Consider the following 17,103-nt stretch of genomic DNA (forward strand, 5'->3'; position numbering starts at 1 on the left):
TCCATCAGTTGATGCTACTCAACCCCGTCCGCGGGGGCGAGGCCTGACGCGCGCCCGACCGCCGCATCGTCCCGTGGGACCAAAGCCCCTCGCACTGCCGTCCCGCGCCTGAAACGATTCAAGGCGTGGGCGCGTGTCACCAGCGGCGAGACGTCGCGCGCGGGCCCGGACTGGGAGGTGCAACGTGGCACATCGGATGATCTGGAACCAGACGGCGTACTTCGGCGCCGGCTCCATCGAGGTGATCCCCGGCGAGCTCGAGGCGCGCGGCTTCACCAGGGCCTTCGTGGTCTCGGACCGCGTGCTGATCGAGACCGGGGTGACGGCGAAGGTGACCGCGCTGCTCGACGCGGCGGGATTCCCGTACGAGGTCTACAGCGACGTGCTGCCCAACCCGCCGATCGCCAACGTCCAGGCGGGCGTCGAGGCGTTCAGGGCCGCGGGGGCCGACGTGCTCATCGCCGTGGGCGGCGGTTCGCCGCAGGACACCTGCAAGGCGATCGGCATCATCGTCGCGAACCCGGAGTTCGCGGACGTGCGCTCGCTCGAGGGCGTGGCGCCCACGAAGAACCCGTCGGTCCCGATCATCGCGGTGCCCACCACCGCGGGCACGGCGTCGGAGACCACCATCAACTACGTCATCACCGACGTCGAGCGGAACCGCAAGTTCGTCTGCGTGGATCCGCATGACATCCCGATCCTCGCCGTCGTGGACGCGGACATGATGGCGACCGCGCCGCGCGCGCTCAAGGTCGCGACCGGTCTCGATGCGCTCACCCACGCGATCGAGGGCTACACCACCAAGGGCGCGTGGGAGCTGTCCGACCTGTTCCACCTCAAGGCCATCCAGGTGATCGCGGCGTCGCTGCGCGCGGCCGCCGACGGCGACGGCGAGGCGATGGAGCGCATGGCTCTCGCGCAGTACATCGCCGGTATGGGCTACTCGAACGTGGGCCTGGGCATCGTGCATGCGATGGCGCACCCGCTGGGCGCGTTCTACTCGGCTCCCCACGGCGTGGCGAACGGCATCCTGCTCGCGCCCGTGATGGCGTTCAACGCTCCGCAGACGGGGGAGAAGTACCGCGACATCGCCTCCGCGTTCGGCGTCGAGGACGCCTACGCGATTCCGCTCGACGAGGCGCGCGAGGCCGCGGTGGCGGCGGTGGCGGCGCTCACCCGCGACCTCGGCAACCCGCTCAGCATCGATGAGATCGGCGCGAAGGCTGAGGACATCCCGGCGCTCGCGCAGGCCGCCTTCGACGACGTCTGCGCCGGCGGCAACCCGCGCGACACTACCGTCGCGCAGTTCGAGACTCTGTACCGCTCGCTGCTGGGCGTGACGGTCGGGTAGCGCGCCTCGCGTCGCGCGTGGAGCGCGGCGTCGCGGGATGATGCGCGGGAGCCCCGGGTCTGGACGGCCCGGGGCTCCTGTGCGTCCGGAGTGGGCGGGGGAGTGCCACGGTGTTGCGGGGGCGATGCGCCCCCGTGACGCGCTGGTGTGCGCACACCGAGCTGTGCGGGCACCCATGTGTCACCAGCGCGCAGCGGGCACCTATGTGTCATCGCGACACGACGAATTGATCGGATGGTGCAGATCCGCCTCCGGAAATCTGCTGGATCCGATCAACGGAGCCGCGCCGCCCACCGCGCCGCCCACCGCGCATCGGAGTCGCCCCCGCTCCGCGCCCGCCCACGCGAAAGGCCCGCGACCCCCTTCACGGGGATCGCGGGCCGTCGGCGCGGTTCAGTCCAGCGTCACGAGAGCCAGGGCGAGTCGATGTTGAACGTCTCGGCCACGTTCCGGATCTCCTCCTTGGTGAGGCCCTCGGCGCGGCCGCCGGCGACCAGGTCCATGTACTCGTACTTGGCGCCGGTCTCCGCGTACTCGACGCGGTCGACGGCGCGGTAGACCGAGATGTCCGAGCGGGACATGGTGCCGTGCTTGGACCACAGCGTGATCTCGAAGTCGCGCAGGCCCTCGACGTTGGCCTTGCCCATCTCCTCGGAGCCGGGGATGAAGAACGGCAGCACCGCGATGCCCTGCGACAGCGACACGATGCTCTCCGGCTCCCATCGCAGGATCGCCGCGTTCATGCGGGCGGTGTCGCGGTACGCGGGGATGTGCGAGAGGTAGGTGAGGTGCGGCGGCTGGGCGTGCACCACGGCCTGGAAGTCGACGCCGCGGCGCTCGACCTGGTCCTGGTGCACCGCGAGGTGCGAGTTGAACTCGGAGGTGAGCTTCGCGAAGCGGCGGGTGTTGGACGTGTAGAGCGTGCCGGTGACGCCGTCCTCGTGGATGCGCACGGCGCCGATCGCCGCGAGCGGCTCCGCCGCGATCTGGCGCAGGCGGCGGCCCGAGCCGGTCGCGAGCACGGTGCCGCCGGCGAGCGCGGGTGCGGGCACCGGAAGCTCGATCTCCTCGGCGTGGGGGAAGTGGCGGCGGACCTCCACCTCCCAGCCCATGTAGACCGAGATATTGCCGGCGCCGGCCTCGGAGGCCTCGATGTCGCAGATGCGCTCGCCTGCGTGGCCCATCTGCGTGATGATCTCGTCGAGCGTCGGCTTGGGCTGGTCGGTGATGGCCACGAGGGTCCTCCTGTGCTCTGCGGCGCGACCCCTGCGGCGCGCCTTGTCCCTGTAGGAATGAAACGATTCAACCACACGTGGCGCGAGGATGCACGCGCCTAAGGTCCCGGGTGCGTCGCGACGATGCGGCGGTGTCCTCAGAGGGGCGGCGGTCAGCGCATCGTTCCTCGGCGGGTCAGCCCGCCAGCGTTGCCTCGGCCGCCGCGCGTCCCGCCTCGACCACGCGGTCGAGGTTCCTTGTCTGCCACCAGGTGCGACCGCGCAGGTCGGGGGAGATCACCACGACGTCGGGCCGGCTCTCGAGGGCGCGGACCGTCCTCGAGCTGGAGTACCCGGGCACGTCCCAGTCGGGCGCGACACGCACGGCGATCACGGGCGACGCGCCGAGGGCGAGAGTCTCCTCGAGCGGCAGGTTGGCCTTGAGCCCGCCGTCGAGAAGGCGTCGCCCCTCGAGCGGGACCGGTCGGAAAAGGCCCGGCACGGAGATCGACGCGCGCAGCGCGTCCACGAGTGATCCGCGCTCGATCACCGCCGCACGCCGCGAGCCCAGGTCCGTCGCGACGGCCGCGAAGCGCACGGGCATGTCCTCGATGAGCACGTCCCCGCCGATCAGGTCGATCACGGACGCGCGCAGGGCCTCCGCGTCGAGCAGTCCGAAGCCGGGGCGCCACGGCACGCTGGCGACGTCCTGCCAGCGCACGTCGAGGAGCAGCTCCTCGAGCCGTTCGGGATCGATGCCCATCGCGTACGCGGCGCCCACGAGCGCGCCCGCGGACGTGCCCACGACCATCGCCGGGGCGATCCCGCGCTCGCGCAGGACCTTCAGCACCCCGATGTGTGCGCCCGCGAGCGTGCCGCCGCCGCCCAGGCACAGTCCCAGCCCCGGCGCATGGAGGTCGATCACGCCCCTCACTCTAGGCGGGCGGACTCGCGAAGGCGGGTCCCCCGGGGTGGTGGGGGGGCCCGCCTTCGTCGGGAGCGGTCAGGAGCTGCGGCTGCGCTTCGCGTTCGCGATGAGCGTGGGGGACGATGCCTCGGCCGCCTTGGGCGCGGGACGTCGCCGGGGTGCCGGCTTGGGGGCGACGGGCGGCGCCACCGGGATCATCCGCTGCAGCTGCGTGACGTGGTCGGGGTTGAGCTCCGCCACGGAGGACACGCCCAGGAGCTTCATGGTGCGCAGCACCTCACGCGACAGGATGTCGATCGCGCGGTCGACGCCCTCGCGGCCGCCGGCCATGAGCCCGTACAGGTACGCGCGGCCCACGAGCGTGAAGTCCGCGCCGCACGCAAGGGCGGCCACGATGTCGGCGCCGGCCATGATGCCCGTGTCGAGGACGATAGTGGTCTTGCCGCCCAGCTCCGCCGCCACCGACGGCAGCAGCCGGAAGGGGATCGGGGCGCGGTCGAGCTGGCGCCCGCCGTGGTTGGACAGCACCACGCCGTCGACGCCCCGGTCGACCACGGCCTTCGCGTCGTCGAGCGTCTGGATGCCCTTGACCGCGACCTTGCCCGGCCACTGGTCGCGGATCCACTCGAGGTCGTCGAAGTCGACCGTCGGGTCGAACAGCGAGTCGAGCAGCTCGCCGATGGTGCCGTTCCACTCGCTGAGCGACGCGAAGGTCAGCGGCTCGGTGGTGAGGAAGTTCCACCACCACTCCGGACGCGGGATCGCGTTCAGGACGGTCTTGGGGGTCAGCTGCGGCGGGATGGTGAAGCCGTTGTAGCTGTCGCGCAGGCGTGCGCCGGCGGCGGGCACGTCCACGGTCACCAGCAGCGTGTCGAAGCCGGCGTCCGCGGCGCGCTGCATCAGCTGCATCGACTTGTCGCGGTCCTTCTGCATGTACAGCTGGAACCAGTTGCGGCCGTCGGGGTTGGCCTCGCGCACGCCCTCGGGCGACGTGGTGCCCAGCGTCGACAGCGAGAAGGGGATCCCGGCGGCGCCCGCGGCGGACGCGCCCGCGCGCTCACCCTCGGCCTGCATCATGCGCGTGAAGCCGGTGGGCGCGATGCCGAACGGCATCGCGGAGCGGCCGCCGAAGATCTCGACGGACGTGTCCACCTGGGACACGTCACGCAGGATCGCCGGGTGGAACTCGATCTCGCGGAACGCGCGGCGTGCGCGGTTGAGCGACAGCTCCTCCTCAGCGGCGCCGTCCGTGTAGTCGAACGCGCCCTTCGGTGTGCGGCGCTTCGCGATCGCGCGCAGATCCGCGATGGTGTGCGCCTTGGCGAGGCGGCGCTTGCGGCCGTCCAGCTCGAGCGGCTTGAAGCGCATGAGCGGAACTAGGTCCGCCGGCCGGGGGATCCGGCGCTCCATCTTCATCTCACAGTCCCTTCGGGGTGAACACTCGCGGTTTGAACGTACGCGCGACCAGGTCGCGCAGCGACTCGAGCGAGCCCGAGACCGCGCCCAGGGCGCGTCCCTGGATGAGCACGTTGCCGATCGCGGTCGCCTCGACCGGGCCCGCCATCACGGGAAGCCCGGCACGGTCCGCGGTGCGCTGGCACAGCAGCTCGTTGAGCGACCCTCCGCCGGTGATGTGGATCCGGGTGACGTCCTGCGCGGACAGGGCCGCCGCATCGTGCACCGCGTCGGCGAAGGCCTGCGCGAGGCTCTCGATGATGCAGCGCGCCGTCTCGGCGCGCGTGGCGGGGATCCGGAACCCTCGCGACCCGAGCCACGCGGCGACCCGCGCGGGCATGTCGCCCGGCGCCATGAACGCCTCGTCGTTCGCGTCGAACACGTCGACCTCGCCCGGAACGGCGGCGGCCTCCGCGAGCAGGCGCTCGAGGTCGACCTTCTCTCCGTCCCGCTCCCACTCGCGGATCGACTCCGACAGGATCCACAGGCCCATGACGTTGTGCAGGAACCGGGTGCGGCCGTCGACGCCGCCCTCGTTGGTGAAGTTCGCCTCGCGTGCGGCGTCGCTGAGCACGGGCGACTCCGTCTCGACGCCCACCAGGCCCCACGTGCCGCACGAGATGTACGCGCCGCCCGGCTCGGTCATCGGGGTCGCCACCACCGCGGACGCGGTGTCGTGCGAGCCGACCGCGACCACCGGCGTGTCGCCGCCGAGTCCCGTGACCTCGGCGACGTGGGGGAGGACCGTTCCCACACGCTCGCCCGGCTGGACGATGCGAGGGAACAGCCCGCGCCGCAGGCGCAGCCGGTCCATGAGCTCGCCGTCCCACTCCTTGGTGCTGACGTCCAGGAGCCCCGTGGTGGAGGCGTTGGTCGCCTCCGCCACGGTCGCGCCGGTGAGGTAGTAGGCCATGAGGTCCGGCACCAGCAGCAGGCGGTCCGCGACCGCCAGCATGCCGGCCTCGCGCTCCACCGCCAGCTGGTAGAGCGTGTTGAAGGGCAGGAACTGCAGCCCGTTGCGCGCATAGAGCAGGGAGAACGGTTCGTCCGCGTGCACCAGCTCGACACCGTGGGCGGTGCGCTCGTCGCGGTAGTGGAACGGCTCGCCGAGCACGCGGCCGCCGCGGAGGAGGGCGTAGTCGACGGCCCACGAGTCGATGCCGATGGATCGGATCGACTCGTCCCAGCGTGTGGCCGAGCGCAGCCCGTCGAGCACGTGCGCGTACAGCTCCTGGAGGTTCCAGTGCAGGCCGTCCGGCGTGCGGACGGGCCCGTTGGAGAACCGTCCGACCTGACGCAGCTCCAGGGTGTCGGGGCCCACCTGACCGACCATGACGCGACCGGACGTCGCGCCGAGGTCGACCGCGGCGACCGCGACCGTCATCGGAGGAAGGCCGCCGCCACGCCTGCGTCCACGGGGATGTGGAGGCCGGTGGTGTGCGACATGTCAGGGCCGGTGATGATGGCCGTGGCGTTCGCGACATGCTCGGGGAGCACCTCGCGCTTCAGGATGGTGCGCTGAGCGTAGAACTTGCCCAACTCGTCCTCCTCGATTCCGTAGGTCTTGGCGCGGTTCGCGCCCCAGCCGCCGGCGAAGATGCCGGAGCCGCGCACCACGCCGTCGGGGTTGATCCCGTTGACCTTGATGCCGTGCTCGCCCAGCTCGACCGCGAGCAGGCGCACCTGGTGGGCCTGGTCCGCCTTGGTGGCGGAGTAGGCGATGTTGTTGGGGCCCGCGAACACGGAGTTCTTGGACGCGATGTAGACGATGTCGCCGCCCATGCGCTGCGCAATCATCACGCGTGCCGCGGCCTGCGAGACCAGGAAGGATCCCTTGGCCATGACGTCGTGCTGCAGGTCCCAGTCCTTCTCGGTGGTCTCGAGCAGCGGCTTGGACAGCGACAGGCCGGCGTTGTTGACCACCAGGTCCACGCCGCCGAACGCGAGCACGGCCTCGCCCATCGCGGCAGCGATGGCCTCGGGGTCCGCGACGTTGGCGGCGACGCCGATGGCGACGTCGGTGGAGCCGAGCTCCGCGGCCGCGGCCTGCGCCTTCTCGAGGTCGAGGTCGGCGATGACGACGCATGCGCCCTCGGCCGCGAGGCGGGTGGCGATGGCCTTGCCGATGCCCGACGCGGCGCCGGTGACGAGCGCGACGCGGGTGGCGTGCGACTTGGGCTTGGGCATGCGCTGGAGCTTGGCCTCCTCGAGCGCCCAGTACTCGATGTTGAACTTCTCGGCGTCGGAGATGGGCGAGTACGTCGAGAGCGACTCGGCTCCGCGCATGACGTTGATGGCGTTGATGTAGAACTCGCCGGCCACGCGCGCGGTCTGCTTGTTGGCGCCGAAGGAGAACATGCCGACGCCGGGTACCAGCACGATCGCCGGGTCCGCGCCGCGGATCGCGGGGGACGATGCGTCGGCGTGGGCGTCGTAGTACGCCTGGTAGTCCTGGCGGTAGGCCTCGTGGAGCTCGTGCAGGCGCGCGACGCAATCCTCGATCGAGGCATCGGCCGGGAGGTCGAGGACCAAGGGCTTGACCTTGGTGCGCAGGAAGTGGTCGGGGCAGGAGGTGCCCAGCGCCGCGAGGCGCGGGTGCTCCGCGGCGGCCAGGAAGTCGAGCACCACGGCGTCGTCGGTGAAGTGGCCCACCATCGGGCGGTCGTACGACGCGATGCCGCGGATCACGGGAGCCAGCGCGACGGCCTTGGCCTTCCGCGCATCGTCCTCCAGCGCGCCGAAGCCCTCGAGCGCGGGGCCGAACGGCTGCGGCTTGCCGTGCTCGGCGATGTAGCGCGCGGCCGTGTCGATGATCTGGAGAGAGCGCGCCTCGCACTCGTCGGAGGTGTCGCCCCACGCGGTGATGCCGTGGCCGCCCAGGATGCAGCCGATCGCCTGCGGGTTGGCCTCCTTGATGGCGGCGATGTCGAGGCCCAACTGGAAGCCGGGGCGGCGCCACGGCACCCACACGACCTGGTCGCCGAAGATGGTCGCGGTGAGCGCCTCGCCGTCCGCGGCGGTCGCGATCGCGATGCCGGCATCGGGGTGGAGGTGGTCCACGTGGGCGGCATCGACGAGGCCGTGCATCGCCGTGTCGATCGAGGGCGCTGCGCCGCCGCGGCCGTGGAGGCAGTAGTCGAACGCGGCGACCATCTCGTCCTCGCGCTCGACGCCGGGGTAGGTGTCGACCAGTCCCTTGAGGCGGTCGAGGCGGAGCACCGCGAGGCCGTTGGTGCCCAGCGTGCCGAGGTCGCCGCCGGAGCCCTTGACCCACACGAGCTCGACGTCCACGCCGGTGGCGGGGTCGAGCGCGAGGCCCTTCGCGGACGTGTTGCCGCCCGCGTAGTTGGTGTTCTTGGGGTCGGAGCCGAGGCGGTTGGAGCGCGCGATGAGCTGCTCGGGGGTGGTGGTCATGGGGAGGTTCCTTTCCGGGGGAGGAATCGGGTCAGGCGTCCGGCACGCTCGCGGCGAGCTGGTCGGCCAGGTTGAAGATCTCGGTGAGCCGCGGCGCGCCCTGGTCGGCGCGGTCGCCCTCGAGCGAGACGAAGAAGGGGGCCATGGTCGCCTCCCACCGCGCGGTGCGCGGATCGGCGGCCAGGGCTGCTGCGGAGGCGCTGTCGTCGTCGGTCTCGTAGTAGCCGACGAGCAGCCCGTCCGGGCGCAGGAACAGCGAGTAGCTCCTGCGCCCGGCGTCGCGGATGGCCGCGAGCATCTCGGGCCACACCGCGCGGTGTGCGTCGACGTACTCCTCCAGGCGGTCGGGATCGACCTGGAGGGTGAAGCACACGCGGGACATGGGTCTCAGGCGCCCCAGCCGGCCTGGACGCCGCCCACGCGGTCGGCGGCGATCTGGGCGAGGTAGCCCGACTCGGCGAACGCCTTCATCGGGTCGGCGGGCAGGCCGCGCTCCTCGCGGTACGTCGCGAGGTCGGCGCGGACGTCCGTGTAGAAGGCGTCCATCATGATGCCGTTGGCCTTGAGCACGTCGCCCTCGGCCTGCGCCGTGTCCAGCGCGTCGCGGTCGAGCAGCAGCGCGCGGGCCGTCATCTCCTGGACGTTGAGCACCGACCGGATCTGGCCCGGGATCTTGTCCTCGATGTTGTGGCACTGGTCGAGCATGAACGCGGTGTCGCCGTCCTTGCCGTAGCCGCCGCCGCGCAGCACCTCGACGATGATGCGGAACAGCTGGAACGGGTCCGCCGCGCCCACGATCAGGTCGTCGTCCGCGTAATTGCGCGAGTTGAAGTCGAACGATCCGAGCTTGCCCAGGCGCAGCAGCTGCATGACGATGAACTCGATGTTCGTGCTGGGGGCGTGGTGGCCGGTGTCGAGGCAGACGGTGGCGCGCTCGCCGAGGGCCGCGCACTGCGCGTAGCTGGTGCCCCAGTCCGGCACGTCCATGTGATAGAACGCCGGCTCGAAGATCTTGTACTCGAGCACCAGGCGCTGCTCCGCGCCGATGCGGTCGTAGATCTCCTGCAGCGACTCCTGGAGGCGGTCCTGGCGGCCGCGCATGTCGTCCTGGCCGGCGTAGTTGGTGCCGTCCGCGAGCCAGATCTTCAGGTCGCGGCTTCCGGTGGCGTCCATGATGTCGATGCACTCGAGGTGGTGGTCGACCGCGGTGCGGCGGATCTTCTCGTCGCGGTGCGTGAGCGAGCCGAGCTTGTAGATGTCCGCCTGGAACGTGTTCGAGTTGATGGTGCCGAGCGCGACGCCCAGGTCCTCGGCGTGCCGGCGGAGCGCCGAGTAGTCGTCGACCTTGTCCCACGGGATGTGGAGCGCGACGGTGGGGGCGAGCCCGGTGAACTTGTGCACCTGCGCGGCGTCCGCGATCTTCTCGAACGGGTCGCGGGGCGTGCCCGGGGTGCCGAACACCTTGAAGCGGGTGCCGGAGTTGCCGAAGGCCCACGAGGGCAGCTCGATGGCCTGCTCCTCGAGGCGGCTGGCGACGTGACTGCTGAAGGCCATCGTGTCTCTCCTTTGAGTGTGCCGGGACGGTGACGCCCCGCTCTGCTGTGAATCGTTTCAAAATCTACGACCCCGGCGGCGCTCGCGTCAAGTCGGGCGGGCCTCCCGGGCGTGTTGGAAGGATTCAGTATCCTGATCCGACCAGGGTGGAGGAGGAGCGATGGCGGTCAGCGTCAAGGAGGTCGCGGCGCTCGCGGGCGTGTCCGTCGGGACGGTGTCGAACGTCCTCAACCGGCCCGAGCACGTCAAGCCCGACACCATCCGTCGGGTCCAGGACGCGATCGACGAGCTCGGCTACGTTCCCAACAGCGCCGCCCGCCAGCTCCGCGAGGGGCGCAGCCGCTCGCTCGCCCTCGTGGTGCTCGACGTCGCCAACCCGTTCTTCACGGACGTCGCGCGCGGCGCCGAGGCTCGTGCGGCGGAGGACGGGCTCACCCTGTTCCTCGCCAACTCCGACGACTCGACCGACCGCGAGGCGCTCCACCTCGACGTCTTCGCACAGCAGCGCGTGGGCGGCGTGCTGGTCTCGCCCGTCGGCGAGGACCTGTCCCGGCTCGAGACGATGCGCGGGCACGGCATCCCCGTCGTGCTGGTCGATCGAGAGGCGGGGGAGTCGGCCTTCTCCTCGGTGTCCGTCGACGACAAGGCGGGGGGCGCGCTCGCCGCGCGCCACCTGCTCGAGACCGGTAGGCGACACCTCGCGTTCGTGGGCGGGCCGCTGCGCATCCGTCAGGTCGCGGACCGCTTCGAGGGTGCGTCCTCGGTGGTCGCGGGCGAGCCGGACGCGACGCTGCGGCTGTTCGGCACCGACGAGATGACCCTCAACGAGGGCCGGCGCGTGGGCGAGGCGCTGGTGCCGCTCATCAAGGACGGCCGCGTCGACGGCATCGTCGCCGCGAACGACCTGCTCGCGATCGGCATCCAGCGCGCCCTCCTGTTCGCTGACGAGCCCGTCCGGATGCCCGAGGACGTCGGTCTCGTGGGCTACGACGACATCGCCTTCGCGGCATCGGCGGTGGTGCCGATCTCCTCGGTCCGCCAGCCCAGCGCGCTCATCGGGTCGACCGCAGTCGAGCTCATCCTCGAGGCCGGTGACGGTGTCGCGCCCCGTCAGGTGGTGTTCGAACCCGACCTGGTGGTGCGCGCCTCGACCGTGGGCTGACCCTCAGTCCATGTGCGGGCCGTCGCCGTGGATCTGACGGTGCAGCCGCGCCATCCTCGAGTCGAGCTCCGCGGCCGTCGCCGCGGCCTCCCGGAGCTCCTCCGTCAGCCGCGACGGCACCGACGCGTCGTACTTGTAGTAGATCCGATGCTCGAGGCTCGCCCAGAAATCCATCGCGATGGTGCGGAACTGCACCTCGACGGTCACCGCGGTGGTGCCGGTCGACAGGAACACGGGGATCTCGATGATCGCGTGCAGGCTCTGGTAGCCGTTGGGCTTCGGGGTCGCGATGTAGTCCTTCACCTCGAGCACGCGGATGTCGTCCTGCCGCGTCAGCAGCTCGAACAGGCGGTAGACGTCCGTCACGAACGCGCACGTCACGCGCACGCCGGCGATGTCCGTGATGTGCGCGCGGATCGCCTCGAGATCCCGCGACAGGCCCTTGCGCGCGACCTTGTCGAGGAGGCTCTCGGGCGACTTCACCCGGCTCGACACGTGCTCGATGGGGTTGTAGTCGTGCAGCTCGAGGAACTCGTCGCGCAGGATCGACAGCTTGGTCTCGACCTCGCGCAGTCCGAACTCGTACTGCAGCAGGAACCGTTGGATGTCCTTGCGCATCACCCGCACCTGATCGGGCGACAGCGGGGCGGGGGTCGCGCGCGCCAGCGCCGTCATGCTCTCGAACGGTGTCGTGTCGGTCATCGTGTCCCTGTCGTCGGCGGCGTGGGTGAGTGCGTCCGTAGGTTCTGACGCGCGCCGGGCGCGCAGGGTTCCCGGGGACGATGCGCGCGCTAGGTTGGCGCCATGACCTCCCTGATCGCCCGGTTGCCGAGGCCCGCGAGCGAGCGCGGACGCGACGCGGTCGGGGCGGCGGTGGTGGCGCTCGTGATCCTCGCGATCACCGTCGCGGACGATGGCGCGGCCGGCCTCGTCACGTTCGAGTTCGCGGGCGCCGTGGTCGCGTGCGCGGCGCTGGCGTGGCGGAGATCGGCTGACCTGTGGGTGCTGGCGGCGGTGGGCGCCGTCTTCGTCGCGGTGAGCCTGGCGACCGGGTCCGTCGCGAACGCTCTGCTCCCTTTGCTGGTCGCCGTCTACACGGTCGCATCCCGGTCTGCGCACATCCCGGTGGCGCTCGCGATCGGCGCGCTGGCGGTGATCGGGGTGGGCGGCACGGTGGCGCTCTCCACTGGCGTCGGGCCCTCGGACTCCGTGGTGGTGTCAGGGGAGATCTGGGTGGCGCTCGCCGTGGTGATCGGCATCGCGATGAACCTCTACCGGCGCTCGCTCGCGCAGGAGCGAGAGCGGGCGCGCCAGGCGGAGGCCACCAGGGACGCGCTCGCACGCACCAAGGTGGCCGAGGAGCGCCTGCGCATCGCGCGCGAGCTTCACGACGCCGTCGGACACCACATCGCGGTGATGAACGTGCAGGCGGGCGTCGCGGAGGCCCTGCTCGAGTCGAGCCCGGACCGCGCCGCCGAGGCGCTCGGCAGGGTGCAGGACGCCGGCGCCCGCGTGCTCGAGGAGCTGCCGGTCATGCTGAGGGTCCTGCGCCAGGGAGAGGACGAGGACAGCCACCCGGTGGCCGGGCTCGCCGCCGTCGGGGAGCTCCTGGAGCAGGCCCGCGACGCCGGTCTCGACGTGACCTACGAGCGGCGCGACCTGCACGTCGACCTGCCCGCCGCGACCGACCACGCCGCGTACCGCATCGTCCAGGAGGCGCTCAGCAACGCGCGCCGCTACGGCACCGGGCATGCGGATGTGACGGTGACGGCGGATGCGTCGAGCCTGGTGATCGAGGTGCGCAATGCGGCGTCCGGCGCCCACGGCGAGGGATCGGGATTCGGTTTGGTGGGCATGCGCGAGCGCGCGAGCGCTGCGGGCGGGACCGTCGACGCGGTGCCCGACGGGGACGAGTTCGTGGTGAGGGCGGAGCTCCCCACCCGAGGAGGAGGTGAGCGATGACGACTCGCGTGGTGGTGGTCGACGATCAGGAGCTGATCCGCGGCGGTTTCGTCGCGATCATCGGCACCGCCGACGACATCGAGGTGGTCGGCGAGGCGTCAGACGGTGAGGAGGCGCTGCGGGTGGTCAGGGAGCAGCGGCCCGACGTCGTGCTCATGGACATCCGGATGCCGGGCGTGGACGGGCTCGAGGCGACCGAGGCGATCGCCGCGGACCCGGAGCTCGCGGACGTGCGGGTCGTGGTGCTCACGACGTTCGAGGAGGAGCAGTACGTGCTGCGCGCGTTGCGGGGCGGCGCGAGCGGATTCCTGGGCAAGGGCGTCCGTCCCGCGGAGCTGCTCGGCGCGATCCGCACCATCGCCGCGGGCGACGAGCTGCTGTCCGCCGCCGCGACCCGCGCCGTGATCGCGCACGTGGCCGAGGATCGGGCCCAGCCGTCCGTCGGCGGCGAGCGGTTCCGGTACCTCACCGAGCGCGAGCGTGAGGTGGTGCTGCTGGTCGCGCAGGGCCTGAGCAACGAGGACATCGCGACGCGGCTGTTCGTCACGCCGCTGACCGCGAAGACGCATGTCAACCGCGCCATGACCAAGGTGGGCGCGCGGGACCGCGCCCAGCTCGTCGTGGCCGCGTACCAGGCGGGACTCGCGGGGGACTGAACCCCCGCATCGTCCCTACTGCGGACGCGGTACGCGCAAGTGTCTGCGTCTGCCAGATTCCGCGCGGGCACGCGCACGGAAGGCTGAAGTCATCACCGATCAAGGAGATGACATGAGCGCCAACCCCGTGGCCACCACCCCCGCCGCCCCCGCGACGAAGCCTGACCTTCCGCTGTACGACGGCCCCTTCGCGGTCGACGGTCGCAGGTGGCTCGTGGTGGTCGCCGCATGCGCGGTCGCCTTCGCCCAGCTGGTCCTGCTCCCCGTGCCGGGCGGACCGGTGATCCAGCAGTGGGTGCACGCGATCCTGCTGCCCGCGATTCCGCTCGCGGCGCTCGCCTGGGCGGCGCCCCGCGGATGGACCGGCATCTTCCGCAAGGTCGGCCCGCGCCAGGTCGTCCAGATGTTCGGCTTCGGTGTCCTCAACCTCACCGTCACCTTCGGTGTCGCGATCCTCCTCAACAACCTGATCGGCGGCAACGCGAACCCCGCCGGAGACATCCTCGGCGATGCGTCCTCCGGCGAGCGCATCCAGTTCTTCCTCGCGAGCATCCCGCAGCTGTGGGGCGAGGAGCTCATCACCATCCTGCCGCTGCTCGCGATCCTCTCGGTGCTCGTCCGCCGGTTCGGCTGGACGCGCCGCTCGGCGCTCGCCACCGCGTGGATCGGGACGGCCGTGATGTTCGGGCTGCTGCACCTGCCCACCTACGACTGGAACATCCTGCAGTGCCTGCTCTACATCGGGCTCGCCCGGGTGTTCCTGACCCTCGCCTACGTGGTCACCCGGAACCTCTGGGTCTCGACCGGGGCGCACATCGTGAACGACTGGACCATGTTCTCCGTCCCGATGCTGCTCAGCGGCGCGGCGCTCATCTGACCCGTCCGCCCCACCCACGCATTCCCCCACACCACCACCGCGGCGCCATCCCTGCCGCACCCATCAAAGGAGAACGGCCATGAGCCGCAGCACCACCCGCCGGGTGATCCCCGGCATCGTCACCCTCGGACTCGCCGCAGGCGCGGTCCTGATCCCCAACGCCGCGTTCGCGGCGGACTGCGCGTCCGTCGCCGGCGGCAAGGCCCCCGCCGCGACCGCGGAGGGCGCGGTCTCCGTGGCCCCCATCGGTGTGGGAGCCGTCAATGTGTCGAACCCGACCGCGGGATCGGTCGACCTGCTCGCCACCGTGGTCGGGTCGAACGGCGGCGTCCACACGCCGCTCATCGCGACCGTGGCGCCCGGCGAGACGACCCTCGTCGAGCTTCCCGACTTCGCCGGCTACCTCGACGACGGACTGTCCGTCGCCGAGGTCACTCTGCGGGCCATGAGCCAGGACGAGCAGGCGCTCGCCACCCTCGTCCTGCCTGCAGGCAACACCGCCACCACGCCCGAGCCGCAGCAGCAGGTGCCGGAGACGCCGCGTCAGCTGCGTCCGGAGCTGCTGAACTTCGTGCCTGGTCAGGAGGAGCAGGTGACCCCGCCGCGTCTGGAGCAGGGCACGCCCGAGCCGCAGCAGCAGGTGCCGGAGGCGCCGCGTCAGCTGCGTCCGGAGCTGCTGAACTTCGTGCCTGGTCAGGAGGAGCAGGTGACCCCGCCGCTGCTTCCGCAGCGCACCCCGGAGGCCTCGCTCGCCGATATCGAGCGCGTGAGCGCCGAGCTCGCGCCCAAGCCCGAGCTGCGCGCTCAGGGCACGCCCGAGCCGCTCGCGGACACCTCCGCCACCGACTCCCTCTCGACCGGTTCCCAGACTCCGTCCGTCGCGGACCAGCAGACCCCCATCCCTGCTGCCGCGACGGACGGTACCCACGTCATCGACAACGGCGTCGATGACACCACCGTGTCGGCTTCGGGGGGCGCCGACACTCCTCGGGTCGAGGCGGTCGCCGCCGACACTCCTCGGGTCGAGGCGGTCGCCGCCGACACGGCGCGCATCGGAGGGGATGCTCCCGCCGCGACCCTGTCGCACACCGGCGTCGATGGTTCCACGCTCGCCCTCGGTGGTGCGGGGCTCGGCGCGGTGATCCTCGGTGGGGCGCTCCTCGCGCTTCGTCGGGTGCGTGGCTGACCGCCACGCGATCGCGCCGCGGTGCGGCACCAGCGGCCCCGGGGGAAACCCCGGGGCCGCTGGCCGTCCGGCCCCGTCACGGCGGCCTTCCACGCCCGACGTTCACTCACGCGTTACCCTCGCACCGTGACAGACGACCGTGACGGCACCCCGGGCGGCGGCGACCAGCCGCGCCGCATGCCGCCCTCGATCCAGCCCCGCAGCGGGCAGGAGCGCCCCGGCGGGGCCCGCCCGGCCCAGCCGGTGCGCCGCGAGAGCGTCCGACCCCAGCCCGCCGCCGAGCCCTCTGCGGTCCGCCGTTCTCAGGCACCGCAGACCCCGGCGCCGCAGGTTCAGCCGCGCCCCGCATCGTCCCCAGGGGACACCCCGGGCCAGGCGCCGGTCGCGACGGCCACGCCTCCCAAGAGGCGCAAGAAGCGCCATCCGATCCGCAACACCATCCTCGCGCTGCTGGGCATCCTCGCGATCGCGCTCACCGTGTTCTACTTCTGGGTCGACTCGAAGATCAACCACGTCGACGCGCTCAGCGGCGCCGCGGGCACGCCGGGATTCACGGTGCTCATCGTCGGGTCGGACTCGCGCGAGGGCTGGGACGACGACGGCACCGAGGGAGCGCGGACCGACACCATCATGGTGCTGCACAAGCCCGAGTCGGGTCCCACAGCGCTCATCTCGATCCCGCGCGACTCCTACGTCGAGATCCCCGGGTACGGCGCGAACAAGATCAACGCGTCGTTCTCGTTCGGCGGGCCGCAGCTGCTGGTCGAGACCGTCGAGGGCGTCACCAACCTCACCATCGACCGGTACCTGGAGGTCGGATTCACCGGCGTCGGGGAGATCGTCGACGCGCTGGGCGGCGTGCGCCTCTGCTACGACCACGACGTCGACGACAAGCTCAGCCGCCTCAAGTGGAAGGCCGGCTGCCACAAGGCCGACGGGCAGAAGGCCCTTGCGTTCTCCCGGATGCGGTACAGCGACCCGCTGGGCGACATCGGGCGCACGCAGCGCCAGCAGCAGGTGGTCGGAGCGGTGGCTGACGAGATCATGAGCCCCGCGACCATCCTGAACCCGTTCACGCTGGTGCCGGTGGTCGACGCGGGCCTCGGGGCGTTCCGCGTGGATGAGGAGGCCGGGCCGTTCGACCTCGCGCAGGTGGCGCTCGCCTTCCGCTCGGCGCTCGGGGGCGAGGCCGTGACCGGCACGCCGCCGATCGCGTCGATGGGCTACTCGGTGGCGGGCGTCGGCTCGACGGTCCTGCTCGATCCCGAGCAGGAGGACAAGTTCTGGAAGAAGATCGCCAACGGCACGTTCAAGCCTGGAGCGGAGGTGGGTGGCGTCGGCTAG

Annotated in this window: 15 protein-coding genes; 7 read left to right on the forward strand and 8 right to left on the reverse strand. The window is 71.4% G+C overall.

Annotated elements, in window-relative coordinates:
• Positions 1 to 184: 184 nt before the first annotated feature.
• On the forward strand, positions 185 to 1,351 hold the full coding sequence (gene fucO, locus AOM01_RS04550) for a lactaldehyde reductase (RefSeq protein ID WP_062289583.1): 1,167 nt from the start codon (positions 185 to 187) through the stop codon (positions 1,349 to 1,351).
• Positions 1,352 to 1,755: 404 nt separating this feature from the next.
• On the opposite strand, the gene AOM01_RS04555 is transcribed toward fucO, so the two are convergent.
• The 7 genes from AOM01_RS04555 to rhaI all read right to left on the reverse strand — a co-directional run bounded on the left by AOM01_RS04555 (position 1,756) and on the right by rhaI (position 9,916).
• Positions 1,756 to 2,586: a class II aldolase/adducin family protein gene (locus tag AOM01_RS04555; RefSeq protein WP_228374210.1), complete on the reverse strand. Its 831-nt coding sequence runs from the start codon at positions 2,584 to 2,586 to the stop codon at positions 1,756 to 1,758.
• Between the two features lie 175 nt (positions 2,587 to 2,761).
• The gene (locus tag AOM01_RS04560) at positions 2,762 to 3,490 is read right to left on the reverse strand and encodes a patatin-like phospholipase family protein (RefSeq protein WP_062289586.1); all 729 of its coding nucleotides are present in this window, start codon (positions 3,488 to 3,490) and stop codon (positions 2,762 to 2,764) included.
• 78 nt (positions 3,491 to 3,568) lie between these two features.
• Positions 3,569 to 4,903 (reverse strand): alpha-hydroxy acid oxidase, encoded by a 1,335-nt coding sequence (locus tag AOM01_RS04565; RefSeq protein WP_082110004.1) that lies wholly within the window; start codon positions 4,901 to 4,903, stop codon positions 3,569 to 3,571.
• Between the two features lie 7 nt (positions 4,904 to 4,910).
• Positions 4,911 to 6,332 carry a rhamnulokinase gene (locus AOM01_RS04570; RefSeq protein ID WP_062289589.1) on the reverse strand — a complete coding sequence of 474 codons (1,422 nt, stop codon included), beginning with the start codon at positions 6,330 to 6,332 and terminating at the stop codon, positions 4,911 to 4,913.
• Positions 6,329 to 8,362 (reverse strand): bifunctional rhamnulose-1-phosphate aldolase/short-chain dehydrogenase, encoded by a 2,034-nt coding sequence (locus tag AOM01_RS04575; RefSeq protein WP_062289592.1) that lies wholly within the window; start codon positions 8,360 to 8,362, stop codon positions 6,329 to 6,331. The genes AOM01_RS04570 and AOM01_RS04575 overlap by 4 nt, the downstream gene beginning before the upstream one ends.
• A 31-nt stretch (positions 8,363 to 8,393) precedes the next feature.
• Positions 8,394 to 8,744, reverse strand: coding sequence for an L-rhamnose mutarotase (locus AOM01_RS04580; RefSeq protein ID WP_062289595.1), 351 nt, complete (start codon positions 8,742 to 8,744; stop codon positions 8,394 to 8,396).
• Between the two features lie 5 nt (positions 8,745 to 8,749).
• Positions 8,750 to 9,916, reverse strand: coding sequence for an L-rhamnose isomerase (gene rhaI / locus AOM01_RS04585; protein WP_062289598.1), 1,167 nt, complete (start codon positions 9,914 to 9,916; stop codon positions 8,750 to 8,752).
• 160 nt (positions 9,917 to 10,076) lie between these two features.
• Between rhaI and AOM01_RS04590 the strand changes: the two genes are divergently transcribed.
• Positions 10,077 to 11,078, forward strand: coding sequence for a LacI family DNA-binding transcriptional regulator (locus tag AOM01_RS04590; RefSeq protein ID WP_062289600.1), 1,002 nt, complete (start codon positions 10,077 to 10,079; stop codon positions 11,076 to 11,078).
• 3 nt (positions 11,079 to 11,081) lie between these two features.
• On the opposite strand, the gene AOM01_RS04595 is transcribed toward AOM01_RS04590, so the two are convergent.
• Positions 11,082 to 11,753, reverse strand: a complete 672-nt coding sequence (locus tag AOM01_RS04595; RefSeq protein WP_062289927.1) for a GTP pyrophosphokinase — start codon at positions 11,751 to 11,753, stop codon at positions 11,082 to 11,084.
• A gap of 129 nt (positions 11,754 to 11,882) precedes the next feature.
• Here AOM01_RS04595 and AOM01_RS04600 point away from each other — a divergent pair, with 129 nt between their 5' ends.
• The 5 genes from AOM01_RS04600 to AOM01_RS04620 all read left to right on the forward strand — a co-directional run bounded on the left by AOM01_RS04600 (position 11,883) and on the right by AOM01_RS04620 (position 17,103).
• Positions 11,883 to 13,040 (forward strand): sensor histidine kinase, encoded by a 1,158-nt coding sequence (locus AOM01_RS04600; protein ID WP_062289603.1) that lies wholly within the window; start codon positions 11,883 to 11,885, stop codon positions 13,038 to 13,040.
• Positions 13,037 to 13,696, forward strand: coding sequence for a response regulator transcription factor (locus AOM01_RS04605; RefSeq protein ID WP_062289606.1), 660 nt, complete (start codon positions 13,037 to 13,039; stop codon positions 13,694 to 13,696). The genes AOM01_RS04600 and AOM01_RS04605 overlap by 4 nt, the downstream gene beginning before the upstream one ends.
• Positions 13,697 to 13,808: 112 nt before the next feature.
• Positions 13,809 to 14,573, forward strand: coding sequence for a CPBP family intramembrane glutamic endopeptidase (locus AOM01_RS04610; protein ID WP_062289609.1), 765 nt, complete (start codon positions 13,809 to 13,811; stop codon positions 14,571 to 14,573).
• Between the two features lie 79 nt (positions 14,574 to 14,652).
• Positions 14,653 to 15,759 carry a hypothetical protein gene (locus AOM01_RS04615; protein WP_062289613.1) on the forward strand — a complete coding sequence of 369 codons (1,107 nt, stop codon included), beginning with the start codon at positions 14,653 to 14,655 and terminating at the stop codon, positions 15,757 to 15,759.
• Between the two features lie 126 nt (positions 15,760 to 15,885).
• Positions 15,886 to 17,103: an LCP family protein gene (locus tag AOM01_RS04620; RefSeq protein WP_228374211.1), complete on the forward strand. Its 1,218-nt coding sequence runs from the start codon at positions 15,886 to 15,888 to the stop codon at positions 17,101 to 17,103.

The organism is Demequina phytophila (genome assembly GCF_000971135.1).
In the GTDB taxonomy this organism is placed as follows: Bacteria; Actinomycetota; Actinomycetes; order Actinomycetales; family Demequinaceae; genus Demequina; species Demequina phytophila.

What these genes read in the sequence shown, in the direction of transcription:
- AOM01_RS04605 (WP_062289606.1), top strand. Translation starts at nt 13,037, where the DNA reads ATGACGACTCGCGTGGTGGTGGTCGACGATCAGGAGCTGATCCGCGGC.
- AOM01_RS04565 (WP_082110004.1), bottom strand. Translation starts at nt 4,903, where the DNA reads ATGGAGCGCCGGATCCCCCGGCCGGCGGACCTAGTTCCGCTCATGCGC.
- AOM01_RS04600 (WP_062289603.1), top strand. Translation starts at nt 11,883, where the DNA reads ATGACCTCCCTGATCGCCCGGTTGCCGAGGCCCGCGAGCGAGCGCGGA.
- rhaI (WP_062289598.1), bottom strand. Translation starts at nt 9,916, where the DNA reads ATGGCCTTCAGCAGTCACGTCGCCAGCCGCCTCGAGGAGCAGGCCATC.
- AOM01_RS04575 (WP_062289592.1), bottom strand. Translation starts at nt 8,362, where the DNA reads ATGACCACCACCCCCGAGCAGCTCATCGCGCGCTCCAACCGCCTCGGC.
- AOM01_RS04590 (WP_062289600.1), top strand. Translation starts at nt 10,077, where the DNA reads ATGGCGGTCAGCGTCAAGGAGGTCGCGGCGCTCGCGGGCGTGTCCGTC.
- AOM01_RS04595 (WP_062289927.1), bottom strand. Translation starts at nt 11,753, where the DNA reads ATGACGGCGCTGGCGCGCGCGACCCCCGCCCCGCTGTCGCCCGATCAG.
- AOM01_RS04570 (WP_062289589.1), bottom strand. Translation starts at nt 6,332, where the DNA reads ATGACGGTCGCGGTCGCCGCGGTCGACCTCGGCGCGACGTCCGGTCGC.
- AOM01_RS04580 (WP_062289595.1), bottom strand. Translation starts at nt 8,744, where the DNA reads ATGTCCCGCGTGTGCTTCACCCTCCAGGTCGATCCCGACCGCCTGGAG.
- AOM01_RS04610 (WP_062289609.1), top strand. Translation starts at nt 13,809, where the DNA reads ATGAGCGCCAACCCCGTGGCCACCACCCCCGCCGCCCCCGCGACGAAG.
- AOM01_RS04615 (WP_062289613.1), top strand. Translation starts at nt 14,653, where the DNA reads ATGAGCCGCAGCACCACCCGCCGGGTGATCCCCGGCATCGTCACCCTC.